A 23635-nucleotide genomic window follows, 5' to 3' on the forward strand; every position below is an offset into this window, starting at 1 on the left:
TTGAAAACCGTGTGTGAAAGCGGTATTCCTAGACCAACTTTAGGAAAGAACCAACATCATGGCCGCAATCAGTGTCGAACCTTGCACCTTTGCCCTGTTTGGCGCCCTCGGCGACCTGGCATTGCGCAAGCTGTTTCCTGCGCTCTACCAGCTCGACCGGGCCAACCTGCTGCACCCGGACACCCGCCTGCTGGCCCTCGCCCGTGAGGTCGGCAGTGCGCAGGAGCACCTGGACAGCATCGAAGCCCACCTGCGCCGGCACGTGCCCGAGGCAGATATCGAGCCTGCTGCGCTGGGGCGCTTCCTTGCCCGCCTGAATTACCAGCACCTGGACTTCCTTCAGCCCGAGGGCTATCAGGCCCTGGCCGAGCAACTGCCGGGCGAGCTGCCGCTGATCGCCTACTTCGCCACGGCGGCGGCGGTGTATGGGGCCATCTGCGAAAACCTCGACAAGGTCGGGCTGGCTGCGCGCACCCGGGTAGTGCTCGAGAAACCTATTGGCCACGACCTGGAATCCTCGCGCCGGGTCAACGATGCCGTGGCGCGGTTCTTCCCTGAAAGCCGGGTCTACCGCATTGACCACTACCTGGGCAAAGAGACGGTGCAGAACCTGATTGCCCTGCGCTTTGCCAATAGCCTGTTCGAAACCCAGTGGAACCAGAACTCCATCTCCCATGTGGAGATTACCGTCGCGGAAAAGGTCGGTATCGAGGGCCGTTGGGGTTATTTCGACAAGGCCGGCCAACTGCGCGACATGATCCAGAATCACCTGCTGCAGTTGCTGTGCCTGATCGCCATGGACCCGCCCAGCGAACTGTCCGCCGATGCCATCCGCGACGAGAAGGTGAAAGTGCTCAAGGCCCTGGCACCGATCACTGGTGACGGTTTGAGCACCAGTGTGGTGCGCGGCCAGTACATTGCCGGCTACAGCGAAGGCAAACCGGTGCCGGGTTACCTGGAAGAAGACAACGCCAACGCCCAGAGTGACACCGAAACCTTCGTCGCCCTGCGCGCCGACATCCGTAACTGGCGCTGGTCGGGCGTGCCGTTCTACCTGCGAACCGGCAAGCGCATGCCGCAAAAGCTGTCGCAGATCGTCATTCACTTCAAGGAAACGCCGCACTACATCTTCGCCCCGGAACAGCGTTTGCAGATCGGTAACAAGCTGATCATCCGCCTGCAACCGGACGAAGGCATTTCTTTACGGGTGATGACCAAGGAGCAGGGCCTGGACAAGGGCATGCAACTGCGCAGTGGCCCATTGCAGCTGAATTTTTCTGATGCCTGGCGCAGTGCACGAATTCCGGATGCCTACGAGCGGCTGTTGCTCGAAGTGATGCGCGGCAACCAGAACCTGTTCGTGCGCAAGGACGAAATCGAGTACGCCTGGAAGTGGTGCGACCAGTTGATCGCCGGCTGGCGTAACGCGGGCGATGCGCCCAAGCCATACGCGGCGGGCTCCTGGGGGCCGATGAGCTCGATTGCACTGATCACACGCGATGGGAGGGCGTGGTATGGGGATATCTGAATTGAAACTGCCAGCGGCCGTGAAGGCTCATGAACTGGCGGATGCCAAGGCACTGTCCGTGTCCTTGGCTCATGATGTGGCTGAGCGCCTGCGCGCCGCGATTGCTGCCAAGGGGCAGGCCTGTGTGGTGTTGTCTGGCGGCCGCAGCCCGGTGCCGTTCCTGGAGAAGCTGGCCAGCGAGCAGCTGGACTGGGCCAAGGTCATCGTCAGCCTGGCTGATGAGCGCTGGGTGCCGGTGGAGCACGCCGACAGCAATGCCGGCCTGCTGGCCCGCCACCTGTTGAAGGGCGAAGCGGCCAAGGCCCGTTTCGTTGGCCTGTACCAGCAGGCGGAGAACCTTGATGCAGCTGCGCTCAAAGCTGACCAGGCCTTGGCCGAGCTACCGCTGATCGACGTGCTGGTGCTGGGCATGGGCGATGATGGCCATACCGCCTCGCTGTTCCCCGCCAGTCCCAACCTGGAAGCAGGCCTGGACCCGGCCGGCCCACGCCGCTGTCTGCCACTACTGGCACCGAGCGTGCCGCACCAGCGCCTGTCGATGACCCGTTCGCTGCTGGCCAGCGCGGCCTTCATCGCGCTGTCTGTGCAAGGCCAGGGCAAACTCGCTACCCTGCGCGCCGCGCTGGCGGGCAACGACCTTACTGAAATGCCGATTCGCGCTTTTCTTCACGACCCCCTGGACATCTACTGGTGCCCATGAGCCAAGGATCCACAGTCATGACCACCCTTGAACGCCCACAGCCCAAGCTCTCGATGGCTGATAAAGCCGCGCGGATCGACGCCATTTGCAAAAAGGCGCGCATCCTGCCGGTAATCACCATTGCTCGTGAGGAAGACATTCTGCCGCTGGCTGACGCCCTGGCCGCTGGCGGTATCCGTACCCTGGAAGTGACCCTGCGCTCACAGCATGGCCTCAAGGCCATTCAAGTGCTGCGTGAGCAGCGCCCGGAGCTGTGTGTCGGTGCCGGTACCGTGCTCGACCGCAGCATGTTCGCGGCGGTTGAAGCTGCGGGCGCGCAGTTCGTCGTTACCCCTGGCATTACCCAGGACATTCTCGAGGCTGGCGTGGACAGTGAAATTCCGCTGTTGCCGGGTATCAGCACGCCGTCCGAAATCATGATGGGCTATGCCCTGGGCTACCGCCGGTTCAAGTTGTTCCCGGCGGAAATCAGCGGCGGCGTAGCGGCGATCAAGGCCTTTGGTGGCCCGTTCGGCGATATTCGTTTTTGTCCCACCGGCGGTGTGAACCCGGCCAACGTGCGCAACTACATGGCTCTGCCAAACGTGATGTGCGTGGGGGGAACCTGGATGCTCGATAGCAGCTGGATCAAGAACGGTGACTGGGCGCGTATCGAAGCGTGCAGTGCCGAGGCGATGGCGCTGCTGGACGCCATCTGAAACAGTTGTGTGCTTTACGGCTTGTGGGGCGCTTGGTCGGCGCCCCTTTTTTTTGCCTGGGGTATTTGCAGTGGTTGTGCTGGCCTTTTCGCGGGTAAACCCGCTCCTACGCACCGATCTGCGGTGGACATACACCGGAGGTTGGACACAGGCCGTCGTAGGAGCGGGTTTACCCGCGAAAGGGCCGGGCCTGCTGGCCAATATCCCTGGCCGTTCACCGTTGCCGTGGCCTCCGTATTTGCGGGTAAACCCGCTCCTACACCTGATCGGTGGTGGACACACACATTGGTGATTGGGCGAAGGCCGTTGTAGGAGCGGGTTTACCCGCGAAAAGGCCAGTCCAGGCCCACAAAAAAGCCCGCATCAAACGATGCGGGCTTTCTCATCCCTCATTCCAGGCTTCAGGCCGCCTTGGCTTCCTGCTGGCTCAGCGAGCGGTTCAGCGCACTGAACAGGGCCTTGAAGCTGGCCGTGGTGATGTTCTCATCGATACCCACGCCATGTACCGGGCGGCCACCGGCTACGCGCAGTTCAATATAGGCCGCGGCCTTGGCATTGGTGCCAGCGCCAATGGCGTGCTCGTTGTAGTCCATGATTTCCACCGAAATCGGCAAACCGGCCACCAGCGCTTCCAGGGCGCCGTTGCCCTTGCCGCGCCAGTGCAGGGTGGTTTCGCCTTCACCGGCAACTTCCACTTCCACGGCGCTGTGGCCGTTTTCTTCCTGCAGGCGATGGCTGACCAGTGCGTATGGCGCGTTGGCCTGGAGGTATTCCTTGTGCAACAGGCTGTAGATTTGCTGGGCGGTCATTTCCAGGCCCAGACGGTCGGTTTCACCCTGCACCACCTGGCTGAATTCGATCTGCATGCGGCGCGGCAGGCTGATGCCGTATTCCTGCTCGAGCAGGTAGGTAATGCCGCCTTTGCCCGACTGGCTGTTGACGCGGATCACCGCCTCGTAGCTACGGCCGATGTCGGCCGGGTCGATCGGCAGGTATGGCACTTCCCACAATTCGCCTTCCTGCTGCTTGGCGAAGCCCTTGCGGATGGCGTCCTGGTGCGAGCCGGAGAATGCGGTGTGTACCAGGTCACCCACATACGGGTGGCGCGGGTGCACCGGCAACTGGTTGCACTCTTCGACTACCTTGCGCACGCCGTCGATGTCGGAGAAGTCCAGCAACGGGTCGATGCCTTGGGTGTAGAGGTTCAGTGCCAAGGTCACCAGGTCGACGTTACCGGTACGCTCGCCGTTGCCGAACAGGCAGCCTTCGGCACGGTCGGCGCCGGCCATGAGGCCCAGTTCGGTGGCAGCGATGCCGGTGCCACGGTCGTTGTGGCAGTGCAGGCTGATGATCACGCTGTCGCGGCGGCTGACATTGCGGCAGAACCACTCGATCTGGTCGGCGTAGATATTTGGCGTGGACACTTCCACGGTGGCCGGCAGGTTGAGGATGATCTTGTGTTCAGGGGTAGGGTTCCACACCTCAATGACCGCGTCGCAGACCTCCTTGGCGAACTCCATTTCAGTGGCGCTGAAGGTTTCTGGCGAGTACTGGAAGGTCCACTGGGTTTCTGGCTGCTGGGCGGCGTACTTGACGAACAGCTTGGCCGCGTTCACCGCGATTTCCTTCACGCCTTGCTTGTCCTGATTGAAGACGATGCGGCGGAACGACGGGCTGGTGGCGTTGTAAAGGTGGACGATGGCCTTCTTTGCACCGCGCAGCGATTCGAAAGTACGGGCAATCAGGTCTTCACGTGCCTGGGTGAGCACCTGGATGGTGGTGTCATCCGGGATGTGGCCGTCCTCGATCAGGGTGCGCACGAAGTCGAAATCGGTTTGTGAGGCAGACGGGAACGAGGCTTCGATCTCCTTCACGCCAACCTGCACCAAGGTCTTCCAGAAGCGCAGTTTCTTCTCCGAGTCCATCGGCTCTATCAGCGACTGGTTGCCGTCACGCAGGTCGGAACTGCACCAGATAGGTGCCTGGGTGATGGTCTTCGACGGCCAGGTACGGTCAGGCAGGTCGATGGTCGGGAAAGCGCGGTATTTCTTCGAAGGGTCTTTGAGCATGGTCATGGAAGCAATCCTTTTGTGTGCGGCCGAGATCGGGCCTGCCGAGCGATAACGATATGAAGAGGCGAGGCGACGCGATTCAGTCTGGTAGTCGGGCGCTGACCAGGCAGAGGCTGCGATGTTGTCGGAGCAGGATGAGGGTGCTGAAGGTTTTCATGCCTTCAAACTTAACCAGTGGGGTGGGGGATGGCAAGCGTTCGGGAAAAATTGAGAGGAATGCTTAAAAAAAGTGATTAGGCGAGATTTTATGGCTTGGATCTGCTGGGCGCTTATTGATGTTTGCGCAGTATTTTTCGATGGCGCAACACAGTTGAACTGCTGTCGACTGTGCTGGCCTCTTCGCGGGCATGCCCGCTCCCACAAGTATTGTGCTGTGTCTGAAGGCTTCGCTGTACCTGTGGGAGCGGGCGTGCCCGCGAAGCAGGCGCCGCAGTTTCAGGGCTGGAACGCGCCAATGAAAATCGCCGGGTCCACCCGCGCATCGTTCAGGCTGACGTTCCAGTGCATGTGCGGCCCGGTAGCCCGCCCGGTCGAGCCCACGCGTCCGACCACCTCGCCACGACGCAGTTGCTGGCCGACCTGCACATCGATTTTCGACATGTGGCAGAACATGCTGATAAAGCCCTGCCCATGGTCGACGAACACCGTGCGGCCGTTGAAGAAATAATCCCCCACCAGAATCACTTTGCCATTGGCGGGTGTCTTGATCGGCGTGCCTGCCGGCACCGCAAAATCCAGCCCTGCATGCGGGTTGCGTTCTTCGCCGTTGAAGAAGCGGCGCACGCCGAACTTGCTCGAAAGCGGGCCGTTGACTGGCTTATCGAGAATCAGGTTGCTCGGCAGGTTCGGGCTGAAGCTGCGGTAGGCCTTGATCTGCTCGGCCAGTTCGCGGTCGATGCGTTTGAGGTCGGCGGGGTTCGGGTTGACCTGGCGCGTGTTCTTCAGGGTGATGCGCTGCTCAGGGTACTTCTTGCTGCCTACGCTGAAAGGCAGGGTGCGCCCGCCCTGGTTCAGCACTGCGGTGCCGGGCTTCTGGGTCAGCGGGATGCCGACGATGGCCAGCCAGTTGTCCTGCTCCTTCACCACCAGCACCGGTTTGCCGTCGAAACGGGCGCTGGGTGCGCTGGTGGCGGGGCCCAGGTCGACGACTGCCACACCGCCGGGTACCGGTTTGTTCAGTGTGCGGGTGATGTAGCTGGCCTGGGCGCCGCCGGCCAACAGCAGCAGGGAAAGGGCAAGCAGGGGCGCGAGCACGCGGGGCATGTGTCAGTCCAGTAGTGAGAGGGTGACCGGGGTCAGGTGGTTGTCTTCGACCCGCACCAGCAGCTCGCCTTCGTTCAGGCGGGCGGTCAGGCGTTGGCCGTTGCGGGTCTGTTCGGCGCTGCGAATGGCCTGGCCTTGTTCATCCAGCAAAATGCTGTATCCGCGGGCCAGGGTGGCCAGCGGACTGACCACCTGCAGTGTCTGCAACTGGGCCTGGAACCGCTGGCGACGGTCCTTTAGCACCTCGCGCATGGCCCGTGGCAGGCGCTCGGCCAGGCTGTCCAGGCGCTGGTTCAGCAGTTTCAGGTTACGCCCTGGATGCTGTGCGGCCAGGCGGGCGTCCAGGCGTGCCAGTCGTTCGCGGCGCTGATTGAGGTTGAGCATGAACGCACGACGCAGGCGCATGTCCAGGTCGTCCAGGCGTTGAGCCTGCTGGCGCAAACGCTCGCCTGGGTGGCGCAGGCGCCGGGTGAGTGACTCCAGGCGCAGGCGGTCGTGGGTCAGGCGGTTCTGGATGCGCAGCAGAAGGCGCCGTTGCAGGCCATCCAGGCGTTGCCGAAGGCCGCTGTTGTCAGGGGCCAGCAGCTCGGCGGCAGCAGACGGTGTGGGCGCGCGCACGTCAGCCACGAAGTCGCTGATCGACACGTCGGTTTCATGGCCCACGGCGCTGACAATCGGCGTGACGCAGGCGGCCACGGCACGCGCCACGGCTTCCTCGTTGAAACACCACAGGTCTTCCAGCGAACCCCCACCCCGCGCCAGAATCAGCGCATCGAAGCCGAGGCTGTCGGCCAGGCGGATGGCGCGTACGATCTGCGCGATGGCTTCGCGGCCCTGTACCGCCGTAGGTATCAGGTTCAGCTCCACCTGCGGGGCACGGCGGCCGAACACGCTGATGATGTCGCGGATCACCGCGCCAGTGGGCGAGGTGATGATGCCGATGCGCTGCGGGTGAGCCGGCAGTGGCTTCTTTCGTTCGGCGCTGAACAGCCCCTCGGCACCGAGCTTTTCCTTCAGGGCCTCGAAAGCCAGGCGCAGCGCGCCATCACCGGCTGGCTCGACGGTGTCGAGAATCAGTTGGTAGTCGCCACGTCCCTCGAACAGCGAAACCTTGCCACGCACCCGCACCGCCAGGCCGTCGCGCAGCGCCTGGCGTACCCGCGTGGCGTTCTGCCGGAACAACGCACAACGCACCTGGGCGCCGCTGTCCTTGAGGGTGAAGTACATGTGGCCGGACGCCGGGCGGGCGAGGTTGGAGATTTCGCCTTCCACCCACACGCTGCGGAAAACGTCTTCCAGCAGCACGCGGGCGCGGCCGTTGAGTTGGCTGACGGTAAGGACCTCGCGGTCCAGCCCGAGTCGTTCGAAAGGGTCTTTGATCATGGCAGGCATCATAAATGACATCGGCCCCGGTTGTCTGTCCCAGGCCCCGTTGGAGCAGGTGTGCCGGCAAAGAACAAGGTTCAGGCCTGCAGGGCCGTTACGAACTGCCGGGCTATCTGCCCCGCATCGCGGCGACAGGCCAGCGCCACTGTGCTCTGGCAATCTCCTTCCAGTGCCACGAAGCTGACCGAAGCGGGTGCGATCTGCCTCATGCACTCTGGCAACAACGCAACCCCAAACCCCGCCTGTATCAGCTGCAACTGCGTAGTCTTGCGTGACAGCACCTGCGCCGCCTGCGGGAAGAACCCTGCCCCCATGCACAACGAGGCAGACAGGTAGCTCAAGCCACCGCGATCCCGGTGCGGGATGGAAATGAAGCGTTCTTCCTTCAATTGCTCCAGTTGCACGTACTGAGTACCCGCCAAGGGGTGCCCAGCGGCGACCGCCAGCAACAAGGGTTCGTCGAACAATTCATGCAGCACCACGCCTTCATGCTGGCGCAGCACCGGCAAGCGCAACAGGCCGATATCCAGCCGTCCGGCAGCAATGTCTTCCAGCTGTGCCTCCGATGACTGCTGCGCAATCTCCAGCGAAACCCCCGGGTTGTGCTTCAGGTAGTTCCCCAGGCGAGCCAGAAGCCCGCCGGTCAGCGGCACGGTGCTGGAATGGTTCAGGCGCAAGCTGCCTTGCAACCCTTGGCCAATGTCACGGGTAACCCGCTCAGCCTGTGCCAGGTCAGCCAGCAAGCGTCGCGCCCGTTCAAGAAAGGCCTGACCGGCCAGCGTCAGGCGAGGCAGGCGCGCCGTGCGTTCGAACAGCGGCGTGCCCAGTTGCTGCTCCAGTTCCTTGATCTGCCGGCTGAGGGCCGACTGGGCGACGTACAGTCCCTCGGCTGCACTGCTGAAACTGCCACACTCGGCGATTTCCACGAAGTAACGCAATTGTCGGATCGACGTCATGTCATGCCTTTTCGAGATGGCTTTTGGGCTAAAGGCATATTAGTCGGCATGGCTCATGGCTGGCTAACCTTTGCCTGTCTTCCCAGGAACTGCTGCCATGCTTGCCCAACTGTCGTTTTCCGGCCTTGACTGGCTGCCGATCCTGTTCGCCATTGCCGCGGCCTACATCGTCTTCGGCATCGCCGGCTTCGGTACTGCACTCGTGGCGGGGCCGGTGCTGATTCACTTCATGCCGTTGTCACGCATCATCCCGTTGCTGGTGCTGCTGGATTTCGTGGCCGCGTTCGGCAACCTGCTGCCGTCGCGCCGGGATGTGGTCCGCAGTGAATTGCTGCGGCTGCTGCCCTTCATGGCCTTGGGTTGTACGTTGGGCGTGGTGTTCCTGCTGCAACTGAAGTCCGACCTGTTGCTGCTGTTGATGGGGGTATTCGTGACTGCCTATGCAGTTTACGGGCTGGCAGTGAAAGTGAGGCCAGCCAGCCTGTCCGGCTTCTGGGCGATGCCGATGGGCACGGCAGGCGGGTTGTTCGGGGCTTTGTTCGGCAGCGGCGGGTTTCTATATGCCCTTTACCTGAGCGCACGGCTGGAGGTGAAGGAACAGGTACGCGCCACCCAGAGCGCGCTGATCAGCTGCAGTACGATAGTGCGTCTGTCGCTGTTCCTGATCGCCGGTGTCTATGCCGACCAAAGCCTGCTGCTGCTCGCCGCCTGCCTGCTGCCTGTCATGTTCATTGGCCTTTGGGTAGGGCGTCGGTTGACCAACCGGTTGTCCCGCGAAGCGTTCGTACGGCTGGTGACCTGGCTGGTGCTGGCCAGTGGGCTGGCGTTGATTGGTCGCTACCTGAGCGCCTGAGCGGTAGAATTGCGTCATTACCGGCGTTTCTCAGGCTTGTCCCGTTCATGAACACCCAGAGCATCATCGTTCCAAAGCTGTCTACCGTCCCGGCGCATGAAGCCCGTGCCCGCGCCATCCTGCGCTGGCTGGTGCGCGAGAAGGTCGTCGAGGAGCAGCTGACCACCTGTGGCCGCACCGGCAACCGAATGGGCCATGCCCTGGCGGCAGGGGCGCGCAAAGTGGCCCTGCACCCGGAAAAACTGCCCTTCGACGAGCCGGTCAACGGCCTGGAAGTGATGCTCAAGCGCTGCATCTATACCCCCACCGAAGGCTTCCTCGAAGAAGCCGGTTGCCCGGAGTGCCGGCGCGAGGTAGGCGAGCCGTTGTTCGAAAGCCTGGAAGAGTGGATGCCGGCAGTGAGCGACAACTTCACCTGCCCACTGTGCGGCTTCGAAGATGACATCAATGGCTTCATTTACCTGCAGCCATGTGCCTTTTCCAACCTGGGGTTCATCTTCAACAACTGGGGCGAGGCAGGGTTCACCCAGGCCTTTCTCGACAGCTTCGCCGACTGGCTCGACCAGCCGGTGGCCGTGGTGCAGGTAAAACTGCCACAAGCCTGACCGAAGGCCCTTATTTTGCATTGAGCGGCGCGCCATGCATGAGTATAATGGCGCGCTTCCATTTTTCCCGCCCGGGAGCCCCCGCGATGCTGCGTATCAGCCAAGAAGCCCTGACCTTCGACGATATCCTCCTTGTACCTGGCTATTCCGAGGTACTGCCCAATGAAGTCAGTCTCAAGACCCGTTTGACCCGTGGCATCGAGCTGAACATTCCGCTGGTTTCCGCTGCCATGGATACCGTGACCGAAGCGCGTCTGGCCATTGCCATGGCTCAGGAAGGCGGTATCGGCATCATCCACAAGAACATGACCATCGAACAACAGGCCGGCGAAGTGCGCAAGGTCAAGAAGTTCGAGGCTGGCGTGGTCAAGGACCCGATCACCATCGACGCCGATGCCACTGTGCGCGACCTGTTCGAGCTGACCCGCCTGAACAACATCTCCGGCGTGCCGGTACTGGCTAACGGCGACCTGGTCGGCATCGTCACCTCCCGTGACGTGCGCTTCGAAAATCGCCTGGACGCCAAGGTTCGCGACGTGATGACGCCGAAAGAGCGCCTGGTCACCGTCCGCGAAGGCGCCGACAAGAACGAAGTTCGCGAGCTGCTGCACAAGCATCGTCTGGAAAAAGTCCTGATCGTTGACGACAAGTTCAACCTCAAGGGCATGATGACCGTCAAGGACATCGAAAAGGCCAAGGCTTACCCGCTGGCCAGCAAGGACGACCAAGGTCGCCTGCGCGTCGGCGCCGCCGTCGGCACCGGCAAGGACACCGGCGAGCGCGTTGCTGCCCTGGTGGCGGCTGGCGTTGATGTCGTCGTCGTCGACACTGCCCACGGCCACTCCAAAGGTGTGATCGACCGCGTACGCTGGGTGAAGGAAACCTACCCGCAAGTGCAGGTGATCGGCGGCAACATCGCCACCGGCGCTGCCGCCAAGGCCCTGGCCGAAGCGGGTGCCGATGCGGTCAAGGTCGGTATCGGCCCTGGCTCTATCTGCACCACTCGTATCGTTGCCGGTGTCGGCGTGCCGCAAATCAGCGCCATCGCCAACGTCGCCGCAGCACTGGAAGGCACTGGCGTGCCACTGATCGCTGACGGCGGTATCCGCTTCTCCGGTGACCTGTCCAAGGCCATCGTTGCCGGTGCTTCCTGCGTGATGATGGGTTCGATGTTCGCCGGTACCGAAGAGGCCCCGGGTGAAGTCGAGCTGTTCCAGGGCCGTTCCTACAAGGCCTACCGCGGCATGGGCTCGCTGGGTGCCATGGCACAGGCGCAAGGCTCGTCCGACCGTTACTTCCAGGACTCCTCGGCCGGCGCCGAGAAGCTGGTACCGGAAGGCATCGAAGGCCGCGTTCCTTACAAAGGCGCCCTGGCCGCGATCATCCACCAGCTGATGGGCGGCCTGCGTTCGTCCATGGGCTACACCGGCAGCGCAACCATCGAAGAAATGCGCACCAAGCCGGAGTTCGTGCGCATCACCGGTGCCGGCATGGCCGAGTCCCACGTGCACGACGTGCAAATCACCAAAGAAGCCCCTAACTACCGCGTAGGCTGAGGCTTCCAGCTACAACATAAAGCGGGGCTGTCATGACAGCCCCGCGTCGTTTCCGATTTCCACTGACGAGATTGAGTCATGGCCCTCGACATTCACGCTCACCGCATCCTGATCCTCGATTTCGGTTCCCAGTACACCCAGCTGATCGCCCGCCGCGTGCGCGAAATCGGCGTGTACTGCGAACTGCACCCGTTCGACATGGACGATGAAGCGATCCGCGAATTCAACCCGCGCGGCATCATCCTCGCCGGCGGCCCCGAGTCGGTCCACGAAGCCAACAGCCCGCGCGCTCCGCAGGCCGTGTTCGACCTGAATGTGCCTGTGCTGGGTATCTGCTACGGCATGCAGACCATGGCCGAGCAGATGGGCGGCAAGGTAGAAGGTTCCGACCTGCGTGAGTTCGGTTATGCCCGCGTGGACGTTGTCGGCAAGAGCCGCCTGCTCGACGGCATCGAAGACCACGTTGACGACGACGGCGTGCTGGGCCTGGACGTGTGGATGAGCCACGGTGACAAGGTCACCCAGATGCCTGGCAACTTCAACATTCTGGCCAGCACCCCAAGCTGCCCGATCGCCGGCATGTACGACGACGTCCGCGGCTACTACGGCGTGCAGTTCCACCCCGAAGTGACCCACACCAAGCAAGGTGGTCGCATCCTGTCCCGCTTCGTGCAGGACATCTGCGGCTGTGAAGCCCTGTGGACGGCGTCCAACATCGTCGAAGACGCCATCGCCCAGGTGCGTGCGCAAGTCGGTTCGGCCAACGTTCTGCTGGGCCTGTCCGGCGGCGTTGACAGCTCGGTGGTTGCCGCGCTGCTGCACCGCGCCATCGGCGACCAGCTGACCTGCGTATTCGTCGACAACGGCCTGCTGCGCCTGCACGAAGGCGACCAGGTGATGGCCATGTTCAAAGAGAACATGGGCGTCAAGGTGATCCGCGCCGACGCTGAAAAGCAGTTCCTCGACAACCTGGAAGGCGAAGCCGACCCTGAGAAGAAGCGCAAGATCATCGGCCGCACCTTCATCGATGTGTTCGATGCCGAAGCCAGCAAGCTGGAGAACATCCAGTTCCTCGCCCAGGGCACCATCTACCCGGACGTGATCGAGTCGGCTGGCGCCAAGAGCGGCAAGGCCCACGTGATCAAGTCGCACCACAACGTAGGCGGCCTGCCGGAGGAAATGAACCTCAAGCTGGTCGAGCCGCTGCGTGAACTGTTCAAGGACGAAGTGCGCAAGATCGGCCTGGAGCTGGGCCTGCCATACGACATGGTCTACCGCCACCCGTTCCCGGGCCCGGGCCTGGGCGTGCGTATCCTCGGTGAAGTGAAGAAGGAATACGCCGACATCCTGCGTCGCGCCGACCACATCTTCATCGAAGAGCTGCGCAAGGCCGACTGGTACCACAAGACCAGCCAGGCGTTCGTGGTGTTCCAGCCGGTCAAGTCGGTCGGCGTCGTCGGCGACGGCCGTCGCTACGCCTGGGTCGTGGCCCTGCGTGCCGTCGAGACCGTGGACTTCATGACTGCGCGTTGGGCACACCTGCCGTACGAGCTGCTGGAAACAGTCAGCGGTCGTATCATCAACGAAATCGACGGTATTTCGCGCGTTACTTACGATGTGTCGAGCAAGCCGCCAGCCACTATCGAGTGGGAATGATCGGGTAGCCAGCTCAGGCTGGTACCCGCAGGCACGGATACACCAGAAAGCCCGCATAATTGCGGGCTTTCTGGTTCTTGTTCGTTCAGATTGCTTATCCTTCTGGCTTTCTGGCAAATAGCGCTTTCTGGTAGGCATTATAGGAAAGCAGCCTGCTTCTCACTGCGATGAACTCATCACCCTCCACGCGTTGCGGGTGCTTTTCCTGCGGGTCATCCTCGATATTGTATTTAGTCAGGGTGTCCGAACTGAATTCGTATATGTATTTGTAAGGGTGCTCCACCAAGGCTGACGCCAGTTGGTCAAAGAACGTGGACATGAAGAATGTGCGTTTCCCATGTTCCCTCAACAAGCTGATGCCTTGTACAGAGAGGGGGGAATCGGTCACACCAAAAAAATCGGCAACCGTGGGCGCAATATCGATCTGGTGACTGATCGTTGAGGCGGGTTTGGGCAGTGACTTTCCCTTGCCCCAGAAAATCAGGGGTACGCTCACTTCTTCTTCGTACATGGAAGCGTTGTGGATGAACAGACCGTGCTCACCAAACGACTCACCGTGGTCACCCACGAGCACGAATAATGTCGAGTCCAGAAGGCCTTGCTTGTCGAAGGATGTCAGCATTTCACTCAGTACGCTGTCTGTTTTGGCTATGCAGTCTTCATACTTTTCCAGCTCGCTCCGTAATGGGGGCCCTTGGCTGCATTGGTAGGGGTAGTGGGCTGCGCTTGGGAAGTAGAGCGCGATGAAACCCTTGCCATTCTTTTTGATGTTTTCCAGGTAAGAGATGCTGGACGAAAACAGCTGTTCATCACTCTCACCGAAGCTACTGGCGTTTTTTGAGCGATTCTCGGCGAGCTCCGAAACTGCGTAAGCATTCGACACACCGATGGATTTCAGGAAGCCCTCCATGTTTTCGAACTGCAGGTACAGCGAGCTGAAGGCGACGGCTTCCATGTTTTTCCTGTTCTTCAGCTCATGGATGACACTGGGTTGTAGCAGGTGCATGGCCTCTTTGACTTCAATATCAGGGTAGGCATGCAGCCCCGTCAGGATCGCGTGGTAGCCTTTGGACGAGTGAGGCACTGAGACGTACGATTTGAAGAGCATGCCCTCCCGAGCGAGCTTATCGAAGGTGGGGTACCGCTCGGCGGTTTTGATGTCGGGAGCAAACACGCTGTTCCAGCGCACTGACTCCAGAACGATGAAGACCAGGTTCTTGAAGTCTGGCGTGGGGTGAGATTGAAGTTTTCGGATTTCGTTGACGCTGGTCAGCGGGTAGGCGGGTTGTTCGAATGGCAGCGATGGTCTATGCGGCGCTGCGGTCAAGGAAGTGGTGTTTCTGAGTGTTGTGACCAGCGGGCTGATGACAATGTTTTCGTTCAGGTGATAGCGCGCGTCTTTGGCATGGATGGAGCCGAAGAGCAGGGCGCCTATCACCAGCAGTGATGCCCAGAGGTGCTGTCTTTTCTTTACTGTGCGGGTGCGCTGTTCTTTATAAGCGATGCAGGTTGCCAGCCCAGCGAAAGACCAGGTCGCCAGGTAAGCCAGAAAAAGCACAAAGACAATGAACCTGAATGTGTGCCCGAAACCGGCAGCTTGCGTGAGAAATACCTCGGCCCCGGAGGTCAGGTTGCTTGCGTTTTGCAGGCTGTAGCTTATCAGTTGCCAGTCCAGAGGCTTCAGCCATAGCTCCCGAACACGCATGTCCACCAGCAGGAACAGCAGCAAGGCGCCTGAGGCGATGCTCAACAGATAGAAGTTGAATTTGTTTCTGGTAATGGTGTTGGCGGCAATCACATAGAGGGCGACCACTAACAGCACGTCTTGAAGCAAGTACAGGGCAATATCGAAAACACCGGTCTCCACCCATCGATGGGAGAAAAACTCGATCAGGATGATCTTCGGTGCCAGCAGCAGGCCTGCGGCGAGCAGGAGCGAGATGTGCAGTAATGAATTCCTGAGCCACATGGTGTCTACCTTCGCATTCACAGAGCTGGCGTCTTGTCTGACGCGATAGGCGGGCAAAAGGCCAGCACCTGCGCACCCCGTTTTTAGACTTAAGCAGCCCATCCTGAATTCGACAAGCCAGCCCCGGGGCGTTGGTTGGGTACCGAGGGGGGAGCGGGTTGCCACTGGCGATCGCGGCCGCTAACCGGTCGTGCGACAAGACTTCACTTAATATTTCGCAAATGCAGGTGTATCGTATTCGCCCTTCATCACCAGCCCCTGCTGGCAGACTGATTGCGCAGAAACGAGGTACCCGCACCGATGTCCTTTACCCGTCGACAAATGCTCAAAGGCCTTACTGGTCTGGTTGTGGTAGGCCTGGGCGCCGGGGGCGCGGCGCGCTACTGGCTGGGCAAGGTCGAGGACGAGAATGCCGGGCACGACTACGAGCTGATTGCCGCCCCACTGGAAGTGGAGCTGGTGCCGGGTTTCAAGACCGAAGCCTGGGCCTTCGGCCCATCGGCACCTGGCACCGAACTGCGGGTACGCCAAGGCACCTGGTTGCGGGTGCGTTTCATCAATCACCTGCCGGTCGAAACCACCATCCACTGGCACGGCATCCGCCTGCCGCTGGAGATGGATGGTGTGCCATACGTTTCGCAACTGCCGGTCAAGCCTGGTGAGTACTTCGATTACAAATTCCGCGTGCCGGACGCCGGCAGCTATTGGTATCACCCCCATGTCAGCAGCTCCGAGGAGCTAGGCCGCGGTCTGGTCGGGCCGCTGATCGTCGAGGAGCGTGAACCCACCGGGTTCCTGCATGAGCGTACGCTGAGCCTGAAGAACTGGCATGTGGACGAGCAGGGCGCATGGCTGCCTTTCAGCATCCCGCGCGAGGCCGCGCGCAACGGCACTGCCGGGCGGTTGATCACCATCAACGGCCAGGCCGACTCGATCACCGAGCTACCGGCCGGCCAGGTGGTGCGGGTGCGCCTGCTGAACCTGGACAACACCTGGACCTACCGCCTCAACCTCAAGGGCAACTGCGAGGCGAGAATCTATGCCCTTGACGGCAACCCGGTGACCCCGCGAGCGCTGGATGAGTACTGGCTAGGCCCGGGCATGCGTATCTGCCTCGCCATCCGCATTCCCGAGGCGGGTGAGGAAATTTCCCTGCGCGACGGTTTCGTGCGCCTGGGCACCCTGCGTTCGGTGGCCAGCAACGACGTGCCGAGTGACTGGCCGCCAGCGCTGCCGCCCAATCCGATCGCCGAGCCGGACCTGGAGAATGCCGAAAAGCTGAACTTCAATTTCGAGTGGGCGGCCAACGTCTCTGTCACCCCTGACCCTGGCAAACCGTCGAGCATGTGGCAGATCAACGGCCAGGCCTGGGATATCACCGACAAGACCTGCGCCGACCGCCCCATCGCCACGTTGCAGAAAGGCAAGAGCTACATCTTCGAGCTTAAGAACATGACCCAGTATCAGCACCCGATCCACTTGCATGGCATGAGCTTCAAGGTGATCGCCTCCAACCGTCACGACATCAAGGAACCGTGGTTCACCGACACCTACTTGCTGGGCAAGAACGAGCGCGCCCAGGTAGCACTGGTGGCGGATAACCCTGGGACCTGGATGTTTCACTGCCACGTCATCGACCACATGGAAACCGGCCTGATGGCCGCGATCGCGGTGGTCTGATGCGCCCGCAGATCATCGATCGCAGTCGCGATCAGGAATTCATGCGTCTGGCGCTGGCCTTGGCCGCCGAAGGCGCGGCGCTGGGCGAGGTACCGGTGGGGGCGGTGCTGGTGCAGCATGGCCAGGTGATCGGCCAGGGTTTCAACCGACCGATCATCGACAGTGACCCCAGCGCGCATGCCGAGATGGTGGCGATCAGGGCGGCAGCCAGGTCGGCCAGCAACTACCGGCTACCCGGCAGCACACTGTATGTGACCCTGGAGCCGTGCAGCATGTGTGCAGGGTTGATCGTGCATTCGCGGGTGATGCGCGTGGTGTTTGGCGCGCTGGAGCCCAAGGCCGGGATCGTGCAGAGCCAGGGGCAGTTCTTTGGCCAAGGCTTTCTCAACCACCGGGTGATGGTGGAGGGTGGGGTGCTGGCGCAAGAGTGCGGGCAGATCCTCAGCGACTTCTTCAAGGCCCGCCGGGCCAAGGCTTGAGCTGCACCGGGCTCTTCGCGGGCAAGTCCGCTCCTGCAGGCTCTGCGCAAATCTTGTAGGCGCGGGTTTACCCGCGAAGAGGCCTGCTGACTTACATCGGCGACGACTTATCCGCTGGCTTGTCCTTGTTGACCCCGGGCACATGCAGGTTGCCCTCGGCCACCTGGCCTTCGAGCTGCGGCTGGGTCACCCAGGTGAGGATGTCGTAGTAACGGCGGATGTTGGCCACGAAATGCACCGGTTCGCCCCCACGGGCATAGCCGTACTTGGTCTGCCGATACCACTGCTTCTGAGCCAGCCGCGGCAGCATCTTCTTCACGTCCAGCCACTTGTTCGGGTTGAGCTTTTCGCGCTTGGCCAAGGTGCGGGCGTCTTCCAGGTGGCCGCCACCGACATTGTAGGCGGCAAGGGCGAACCAGGTGCGGTCCGGCTCCTTGATGCTGTCGTCAAGCTCTTCTTTGATCTTCATGAAGTACTTGGCGCCGCCCTGGATGCTCTGCCTCGGGTCCAGTCGGTTCGACACACCCATGGCCTGGGCGGTGCGCTGGGTCAGCATCATCAGGCCGCGCACGCCGGTCTTGGAGGTGACTTCCGGCTGCCACATCGATTCCTGGTAGCCGATGGCTGCCAACAGGCGCCAGTCGACCTGCTCGACCTTGGCGTAGCTCTTGAAGTGCTTCTCGTACTTGGGCAGGCGCTGTTGCAGATGCTGGGCGAAGGTGTAGGCGCCGACATAGCCAAGTACGTCGACATGACCGTAGTAGCGGTCCTTCAAGCGTTGAAGGGTGCCGTTTTTCTGCGCCTTGTCGAGAAATTCGTTGATTTCGTTGAGCAGGCTGTTGTCTTCGCCTGCGGCCACTGCCCAGCGTTGGTCACGGGTTTCGCCCAAATCGAAGGCGACCCGCACGTTGGGGAAATACACCTGGTTCATCGCCAGTTCGTTGGAGTCCACCAGGGTCAAGTCGATCTGACCTTCATCCACCATGCGCAGCAGGTCGACCACTTCGACGGCGTCGGACTCCTCGTATTGCAAGGCCGGGTACTGCTTTTTCAGCTCGGCCAGCTGGTCAGCATGGCTGCTGCCCTTGAGTACCATGATTTTCTTGCCGACCAAACCCTTGGCGCCGGTGGGGCGCGGGCGGCCGTTGCGGTAGATGACCTGCGGGGTCACCTCCAGATAGGGATGGGAGTATCTCACCTGGGTTTTGCGCCGCTCACTGCTGACCAGGCCGGCGGCAGCCAGTACAGGGCCGGAGGGTTTGCCGAGGGCGTCGTACAGCTCGTCCAGGTTGTCGGCGGTCTCGATCTGCAGCTTTACGCCGAGATCGTCGGCGAAATGCTGGACCAGTTCGTATTCGAAGCCGGTTTCGCCGTTACGGTCCTGGAAGTAGGTTGCCGGGCTGTTGCGTGTGATCACGCGCAGCACGCCGTCCTCCTTCACGCGCTCGAGGGTGCTGGGTTTTTCAACGCAGGCACCTAGCAGCAGAAAGAGTCCGGTTGCGAGAAGCCATTTGGCGCAACGCTGGCGCAAAGCAGTGTGGGCGAACATAGGTTGCAGTATACGCAAAGGACTGGCCCAACCATATCTCGACAACTGTTAGCTTGTCTGGTAGCGGGTTGTGTGGTTGGGGGAGGGGGAGGGGGAGGGGATTGCATCAAGGCTACCAGGTGCCCGGCTTGAGATATTCAGCGCCTATGAGATCGAGCGCCGCCCGCGCGGCGCTTCGCGGGTAAACCCGCTCCTACGTTTGTTTCGGGCCAGTCCATCCTGTGCCTGGCGCGCGCGACCGCCTTGTTGGTACGACGCGATATCGAGATAGGCACCAAGGCGTTCGCGCGCAAATCCCACAGGCATCGAGATAGGCACCAAGGCGTTCGCGCGCGAATCCCACAGGCATAATTGGCCCGAAACAAACGTAGGAGCGGGTTTACCCGCGAAGCGCCGCGCGGGCGGCGCTCGATCTCATAGGCGCAGAATGTGTCGAGCCGGACACTTGGCGGCGCTCGATTTCACAGGCGCAGAATGTCTTAAGGCGGACACCTGCGGCGCTCGATCTCACAGGCGCTGAATGTCTTAATGCGGACACCCGGCGGCGCTCGATCTCACAGGCGCTGAATGTGTCGAGCCGGACACCTGGCGGCGCTCGATCTCGTCTCGAGCCGGACACCCGGCGCCGCTCGATCTCGTCTCAAGCCGGACACCTCTGAAAACTGACCCCGAAGTCCGGTTCCGCCGCCCGGCAGGCGTGGCTTAGAGCAGGTGCCGAAAGCCATCGAATTAGGCTAGAATGCACGGCCTCTAAGCACACCCCTTCCTGAGGCTGTCCCGACGATGTTGATCCTGCGCGGCGCTCCTGCCCTTTCTGCCTTTCGCCACGGTAAATTACTCGAGCAACTGAGCCAGAAAGTCCCCGCTGTTACTGGTTTGTATGCCGAATTTGCCCACTTCGCCGATGTCGACGGCGAGCTGACCGCCGACCAGCAGCAGGTGCTGGGCCGTCTGCTCAAGTACGGCCCGAGCGTGCCGGTACAGGAGCCGACCGGCCGCCTGTTCCTGGTCGTCCCGCGCCTGGGCACCATTTCGCCCTGGGCCAGCAAGGCCAGCGACATCGCCCACAACTGCGGCCTGCAGTCGATCCAGCGCCTGGAGCGCGGCATCGCCTACTACGTGGCCGGCACCCTGAGCGACGCTGACGCCGCCCTGATCGCCGCCGAACTGCACGACCGCATGACCCAGCGTGTGCTCAGCCAGCTGGAGCAGGCCGCTGACCTGTTCAGCCACGCCAAGCCCAAGCCAATGACCTCGGTCGACATCCTGGCCGGCGGCCGTGACGCCCTGGCCAAGGCCAACATCGACCTGGGCCTGGCCCTGGCCGAAGACGAGATCGACTACCTGGTCAATGCCTTCCAGGGCCTCAAACGCAACCCGAACGACATCGAACTGATGATGTTCGCCCAGGCCAACTCCGAGCACTGCCGCCACAAGATCTTCAACGCCAGTTGGGATATCGACGGCCAGGCCCAGGAAAAAAGCCTGTTCGGCATGATCAAGAACACCTACCAGATGCACAACGAAGGTGTGCTGTCGGCGTACAAGGACAACGCCTCGGTGATCGTCGGCAACGTTGCCGGCCGCTTCTTCCCGAACCCTGAAACCCGCCAGTACGGCGCGGTGCAGGAGCCGGTGCACATCCTGATGAAGGTGGAAACGCACAACCACCCGACCGCCATCGCCCCGTTCTCTGGCGCCTCCACCGGCTCCGGTGGCGAAATCCGCGACGAAGGTGCTACCGGCCGTGGCGCCAAGCCCAAGGCCGGCCTGACCGGCTTCACCGTGTCCAACCTGCGCATCCCGGGCTTCGAACAGCCTTGGGAGCAGGCCTATGGCAAGCCCGAGCGTATCGTCGACGCCCTCGACATCATGATCGAAGGCCCTCTTGGCGGCGCTGCGTTCAACAACGAATTCGGCCGCCCGGCACTGACCGGTTACTTCCGTACCTTCGAGCAAGCCATCAACACCCCGCACGGTGAAGAAGTGCGCGGCTACCACAAGCCGATCATGCTCGCCGGCGGTATGGGCAACATCCGTGAAGACCACGTGCAGAAGGGCGAAATCACTGTCGGCGCCAAGCTGATCGTGCTCGGTGGCCCGGCCATGCTGATCGGCCTGGGCGGTGGCGCTGCTTCGTCGGTGGCTACCGGTGCCAGCTCGGCTGACCTGGACTTCGCTTCGGTACAGCGCGAAAACCCTGAAATGGAGCGCCGTTGCCAGGAGGTCATCGACCGTTGCTGGCAGCTGGGCGACGAAAACCCGATCGCCTTCATCCACGACGTGGGCGCTGGCGGTATTTCCAACGCCTTCCCTGAGCTGGTCAACGACGGTGGCCGCGGTGGTCGCTTCGAGCTGCGCAACGTGCCCAACGACGAGCCGGGCATGGCCCCGCACGAAATCTGGAGCAACGAATCGCAAGAGCGTTACGTGCTGGCCGTCAGCGCGGTCGACTTCGAGCGCTTCAAGGCCATCTGCGAGCGCGAGCGTTGCCCGTTTGCCGTGGTCGGTGAAGCCACTGAAGAACCGCACCTGACCGTCAGCGACAGCCACTTCGGTAACACCCCGGTGGACATGCCACTGGACGTGCTGCTGGGCAAGCCGCCGCGCATGCACCGTTCGGTGACCCGCGAGGCCGAGCTGGGCGATGACTTCGACCCGAGCGAACTGGACCTGGACAGCGCCGTCCAGCGCGTGCTGAACCACCCGGCCGTGGCCAGCAAGAGCTTCCTGATCACCATTGGCGACCGCACCATCACCGGCCTGGTTGCCCGCGACCAGATGGTCGGCCCGTGGCAGGTTCCGGTGGCTGACTGCGCCGTTACCGCCACCAGCTTCGACGTCTACACCGGTGAAGCCATGGCCATGGGCGAGCGTACGCCGCTGGCGCTGCTGGATGCCCCGGCGTCCGGCCGCATGGCCATCGGCGAAACCCTGACCAACCTGGCGGCTTCGCGCATCGAAAAGCTGTCCGACATCAAACTGTCGGCCAACTGGATGTCCGCTGCTGGTCACCCAGGTGAAGACGCACGCCTGTACGACACCGTGAAGGCTGTCGGCATGGAGCTGTGCCCGGAGCTGGGCATCACCATTCCGGTCGGCAAAGACTCGATGTCGATGAAGACCAAGTGGAGCGACGAGGGCGTCGAGAAGAGCGTCACCTCGCCGATGTCGCTGATCATTACCGGCTTTGCCCCGGTCACCGACATCCGCAAGACCCTGACCCCGCAACTGCGCATGGACAAGGGCGAGACCGACCTGATCCTGATCGACCTGGGCCGTGGCAAGAACCGCATGGGTGCCTCGATCCTGGCCCAGACCTACGGCAAGATCGCTGCCCAGGCACCGGACGTTGACGACGCCGAAGACCTCAAGGCCTTCTTCGCCGTGATCCAGGGGCTGAACGCCGACGGCCACCTGCTGGCCTACCACGATCGTTCCGACGGCGGCCTGGTCACCACCGTGCTGGAAATGGCTTTCGCCGGCCACTGCGGCCTCGACCTGCAACTCGACCCGCTGACCGACAGCAAGGGTGAAGTGCCGGCCATCCTCTTCAACGAAGAGCTGGGTGCAGTGATCCAGGTTCGCCAGGATGCCACCCCGGACGTACTGGCACAGTTCAGCGCTGCTGGCCTGGGTGAAGAGTGCGTCGCGGTGATCGGCAAGCCAGTCAACAACGCTGAAGTGACCATCAGCCTGAACGGCGAAGTGCTGTTCGACGATGACCGTCGCATGCTGCAGCGCCAGTGGGCCGAGACCAGCTACCAGATCCAGCGCCTGCGCGACAACGCCGACTGCGCTGACCAGGAGTTCGACCTGCTGCTCGAGGAAGACAACCCGGGCCTGTCGGTGAAGCTGGGCTTCGACGTCAACGACGACATCGCCGCACCGTACATCAAGAAGGGCGTGCGCCCGCAAGTGGCTATCCTGCGCGAGCAGGGCGTCAACGGCCAGGTCGAGATGGCTGCTGCCTTCGATCGCGCCGGCTTCGCCGCCATCGACGTGCACATGAGCGACATCCTCGCTGGCCGTGTCGACTTCGAAGCCTTCAAGGGCCTGGTCGCCTGTGGCGGCTTCTCGTACGGTGACGTGCTGGGCGCTGGCGAAGGCTGGGCCAAGTCGGCGCTGTTCAACGCCCGTGCCCGTGACGCCTTCCAGGCCTTCTTCGAGCGTACCGACAGCTTCGCCCTGGGCGTGTGCAACGGTTGCCAGATGATGTCCAACCTGCACGAGCTGATCCCGGGCACCGAGTACTGGCCGCACTTCGTGCGCAACCGTTCCGAGCAGTTCGAGGCCCGCGTGGCCATGGTCGAAGTGCAGAAGTCCAACTCGATCTTCCTGCAGGGCATGGCCGGTTCGCGCATGCCGATCGCCATCGCCCACGGCGAAGGCCATGCCGAGTTCGCCAGCGAAGAAGCATTGCTGGAAGCCGATGTGTCCGGTTGCGTGGCCCTGCGCTACGTCGACAACCATGGCAAGGTCACCGAAGCCTACCCGGCCAACCCGAACGGCTCGCCGCGTGGTATCACCGGCCTGACCAGCCGCGACGGCCGCGTGACCATCATGATGCCGCACCCGGAGCGTGTGTTCCGCGCTGTGCAGAACTCCTGGCGCCCGGACGAGTGGCAGGAAGATGCCGCGCTGATGCGTATGTTCCGCAACGCGCGGGTGTGGGTGAACTAAGG

At 62.0% G+C, this 23635-nt stretch carries 16 protein-coding genes; 10 read left to right on the top strand and 6 right to left on the bottom strand.

The window, feature by feature from the left end:
• Nucleotides 1–58 precede the first annotated feature (58 nt).
• Genes zwf through FQ668_RS04680 form a run of 3 tightly spaced genes read left to right on the top strand, consistent with a single transcriptional unit; the run spans nt 59 to nt 2926 of the window.
• A complete protein-coding gene (gene zwf / locus FQ668_RS04670) occupies nt 59–1528 on the top strand; it encodes a glucose-6-phosphate dehydrogenase (protein ID WP_010952201.1) in 1470 nt (489 codons plus the stop codon).
• Nucleotides 1515–2228, top strand: coding sequence for a 6-phosphogluconolactonase (gene pgl, locus FQ668_RS04675; RefSeq protein WP_134697476.1), 714 nt, complete (start codon nt 1515–1517; stop codon nt 2226–2228). The genes zwf and pgl overlap by 14 nt, the downstream gene beginning before the upstream one ends.
• Nucleotides 2229–2245: 17 nt before the next feature.
• The gene (locus FQ668_RS04680; protein WP_014589869.1) at nt 2246–2926 is read left to right on the top strand and encodes a bifunctional 4-hydroxy-2-oxoglutarate aldolase/2-dehydro-3-deoxy-phosphogluconate aldolase; all 681 of its coding nucleotides are present in this window, start codon (nt 2246–2248) and stop codon (nt 2924–2926) included.
• A gap of 401 nt (nt 2927–3327) precedes the next feature.
• On the opposite strand, the gene leuA is transcribed toward FQ668_RS04680, so the two are convergent.
• The 4 genes from leuA to FQ668_RS04700 form a co-directional block, all read right to left on the bottom strand.
• Nucleotides 3328–5001 (bottom strand): 2-isopropylmalate synthase, encoded by a 1674-nt coding sequence (gene leuA / locus FQ668_RS04685; RefSeq protein ID WP_014589870.1) that lies wholly within the window; start codon nt 4999–5001, stop codon nt 3328–3330.
• A gap of 432 nt (nt 5002–5433) precedes the next feature.
• Complete coding sequence (locus FQ668_RS04690; RefSeq protein ID WP_014589871.1) at nt 5434–6261, bottom strand: M23 family metallopeptidase; 828 nt, start codon at nt 6259–6261, stop codon at nt 5434–5436.
• Nucleotides 6262–6264: 3 nt separating this feature from the next.
• On the bottom strand, nt 6265–7644 hold the full coding sequence (xseA, locus tag FQ668_RS04695) for an exodeoxyribonuclease VII large subunit (protein ID WP_026031907.1): 1380 nt from the start codon (nt 7642–7644) through the stop codon (nt 6265–6267).
• A gap of 80 nt (nt 7645–7724) precedes the next feature.
• Nucleotides 7725–8603 carry a LysR family transcriptional regulator gene (locus FQ668_RS04700; RefSeq protein ID WP_144179898.1) on the bottom strand — a complete coding sequence of 293 codons (879 nt, stop codon included), beginning with the start codon at nt 8601–8603 and terminating at the stop codon, nt 7725–7727.
• Nucleotides 8604–8700: 97 nt separating this feature from the next.
• Between FQ668_RS04700 and FQ668_RS04705 the strand changes: the two genes are divergently transcribed.
• The 4 genes from FQ668_RS04705 (at nt 8701) to guaA (ending at nt 13273) form a co-directional block, all read left to right on the top strand.
• A complete protein-coding gene (locus FQ668_RS04705; RefSeq protein ID WP_014589874.1) occupies nt 8701–9456 on the top strand; it encodes a sulfite exporter TauE/SafE family protein in 756 nt (251 codons plus the stop codon).
• Nucleotides 9457–9503: 47 nt separating this feature from the next.
• A complete protein-coding gene (locus FQ668_RS04710) occupies nt 9504–10061 on the top strand; it encodes a hypothetical protein (RefSeq protein WP_014589875.1) in 558 nt (185 codons plus the stop codon).
• Nucleotides 10062–10147: 86 nt separating this feature from the next.
• Nucleotides 10148–11617, top strand: a complete 1470-nt coding sequence (gene guaB, locus FQ668_RS04715; protein WP_003255025.1) for an IMP dehydrogenase — start codon at nt 10148–10150, stop codon at nt 11615–11617.
• 78 nt (nt 11618–11695) lie between these two features.
• Nucleotides 11696–13273 (top strand): glutamine-hydrolyzing GMP synthase, encoded by a 1578-nt coding sequence (guaA, locus tag FQ668_RS04720; RefSeq protein WP_010952209.1) that lies wholly within the window; start codon nt 11696–11698, stop codon nt 13271–13273.
• A gap of 94 nt (nt 13274–13367) precedes the next feature.
• On the opposite strand, the gene FQ668_RS04725 is transcribed toward guaA, so the two are convergent.
• Complete coding sequence (locus FQ668_RS04725) at nt 13368–15242, bottom strand: LTA synthase family protein (RefSeq protein ID WP_119714111.1); 1875 nt, start codon at nt 15240–15242, stop codon at nt 13368–13370.
• 300 nt (nt 15243–15542) lie between these two features.
• Between FQ668_RS04725 and FQ668_RS04730 the strand changes: the two genes are divergently transcribed.
• Nucleotides 15543–16922: a multicopper oxidase family protein gene (locus FQ668_RS04730; protein ID WP_014589877.1), complete on the top strand. Its 1380-nt coding sequence runs from the start codon at nt 15543–15545 to the stop codon at nt 16920–16922.
• Nucleotides 16922–17401: a tRNA adenosine(34) deaminase TadA gene (gene tadA, locus FQ668_RS04735; RefSeq protein WP_012051365.1), complete on the top strand. Its 480-nt coding sequence runs from the start codon at nt 16922–16924 to the stop codon at nt 17399–17401. Before FQ668_RS04730 ends, tadA begins: the two co-directional genes overlap by 1 nt.
• A 91-nt stretch (nt 17402–17492) precedes the next feature.
• Here the strand turns inward: tadA and mltF are convergent, their stop codons facing one another.
• Nucleotides 17493–18950, bottom strand: coding sequence for a membrane-bound lytic murein transglycosylase MltF (mltF, locus tag FQ668_RS04740; protein ID WP_019438119.1), 1458 nt, complete (start codon nt 18948–18950; stop codon nt 17493–17495).
• A 783-nt stretch (nt 18951–19733) separates the two neighbouring features.
• On the opposite strand from mltF, the gene purL reads away from it, so the two are divergent.
• Entirely contained in the window at nt 19734–23633 is a 3900-nt protein-coding gene (gene purL, locus FQ668_RS04755) for a phosphoribosylformylglycinamidine synthase (protein ID WP_070383511.1), read from the top strand.
• The last annotated feature ends 2 nt before the right edge of the window (nt 23634–23635 follow it).

It is taken from the genome of Pseudomonas sp. Kh14 (genome assembly GCF_900291005.1).
In the GTDB taxonomy this organism is placed as follows: domain Bacteria; phylum Pseudomonadota; class Gammaproteobacteria; order Pseudomonadales; family Pseudomonadaceae; genus Aquipseudomonas; species Aquipseudomonas alloputida.

What these genes read in the sequence shown, in the direction of transcription:
- mltF (WP_019438119.1), bottom strand. Translation starts at nt 18,950, where the DNA reads ATGTTCGCCCACACTGCTTTGCGCCAGCGTTGCGCCAAATGGCTTCTC.
- xseA (WP_026031907.1), bottom strand. Translation starts at nt 7,644, where the DNA reads ATGATCAAAGACCCTTTCGAACGACTCGGGCTGGACCGCGAGGTCCTT.
- FQ668_RS04690 (WP_014589871.1), bottom strand. Translation starts at nt 6,261, where the DNA reads ATGCCCCGCGTGCTCGCGCCCCTGCTTGCCCTTTCCCTGCTGCTGTTG.
- zwf (WP_010952201.1), top strand. Translation starts at nt 59, where the DNA reads ATGGCCGCAATCAGTGTCGAACCTTGCACCTTTGCCCTGTTTGGCGCC.
- leuA (WP_014589870.1), bottom strand. Translation starts at nt 5,001, where the DNA reads ATGACCATGCTCAAAGACCCTTCGAAGAAATACCGCGCTTTCCCGACC.
- FQ668_RS04710 (WP_014589875.1), top strand. Translation starts at nt 9,504, where the DNA reads ATGAACACCCAGAGCATCATCGTTCCAAAGCTGTCTACCGTCCCGGCG.
- guaA (WP_010952209.1), top strand. Translation starts at nt 11,696, where the DNA reads ATGGCCCTCGACATTCACGCTCACCGCATCCTGATCCTCGATTTCGGT.
- FQ668_RS04680 (WP_014589869.1), top strand. Translation starts at nt 2,246, where the DNA reads ATGACCACCCTTGAACGCCCACAGCCCAAGCTCTCGATGGCTGATAAA.
- FQ668_RS04705 (WP_014589874.1), top strand. Translation starts at nt 8,701, where the DNA reads ATGCTTGCCCAACTGTCGTTTTCCGGCCTTGACTGGCTGCCGATCCTG.
- FQ668_RS04725 (WP_119714111.1), bottom strand. Translation starts at nt 15,242, where the DNA reads ATGTGGCTCAGGAATTCATTACTGCACATCTCGCTCCTGCTCGCCGCA.
- purL (WP_070383511.1), top strand. Translation starts at nt 19,734, where the DNA reads ATGTTGATCCTGCGCGGCGCTCCTGCCCTTTCTGCCTTTCGCCACGGT.
- FQ668_RS04700 (WP_144179898.1), bottom strand. Translation starts at nt 8,603, where the DNA reads ATGACGTCGATCCGACAATTGCGTTACTTCGTGGAAATCGCCGAGTGT.
- pgl (WP_134697476.1), top strand. Translation starts at nt 1,515, where the DNA reads ATGGGGATATCTGAATTGAAACTGCCAGCGGCCGTGAAGGCTCATGAA.
- tadA (WP_012051365.1), top strand. Translation starts at nt 16,922, where the DNA reads ATGCGCCCGCAGATCATCGATCGCAGTCGCGATCAGGAATTCATGCGT.
- FQ668_RS04730 (WP_014589877.1), top strand. Translation starts at nt 15,543, where the DNA reads ATGTCCTTTACCCGTCGACAAATGCTCAAAGGCCTTACTGGTCTGGTT.
- guaB (WP_003255025.1), top strand. Translation starts at nt 10,148, where the DNA reads ATGCTGCGTATCAGCCAAGAAGCCCTGACCTTCGACGATATCCTCCTT.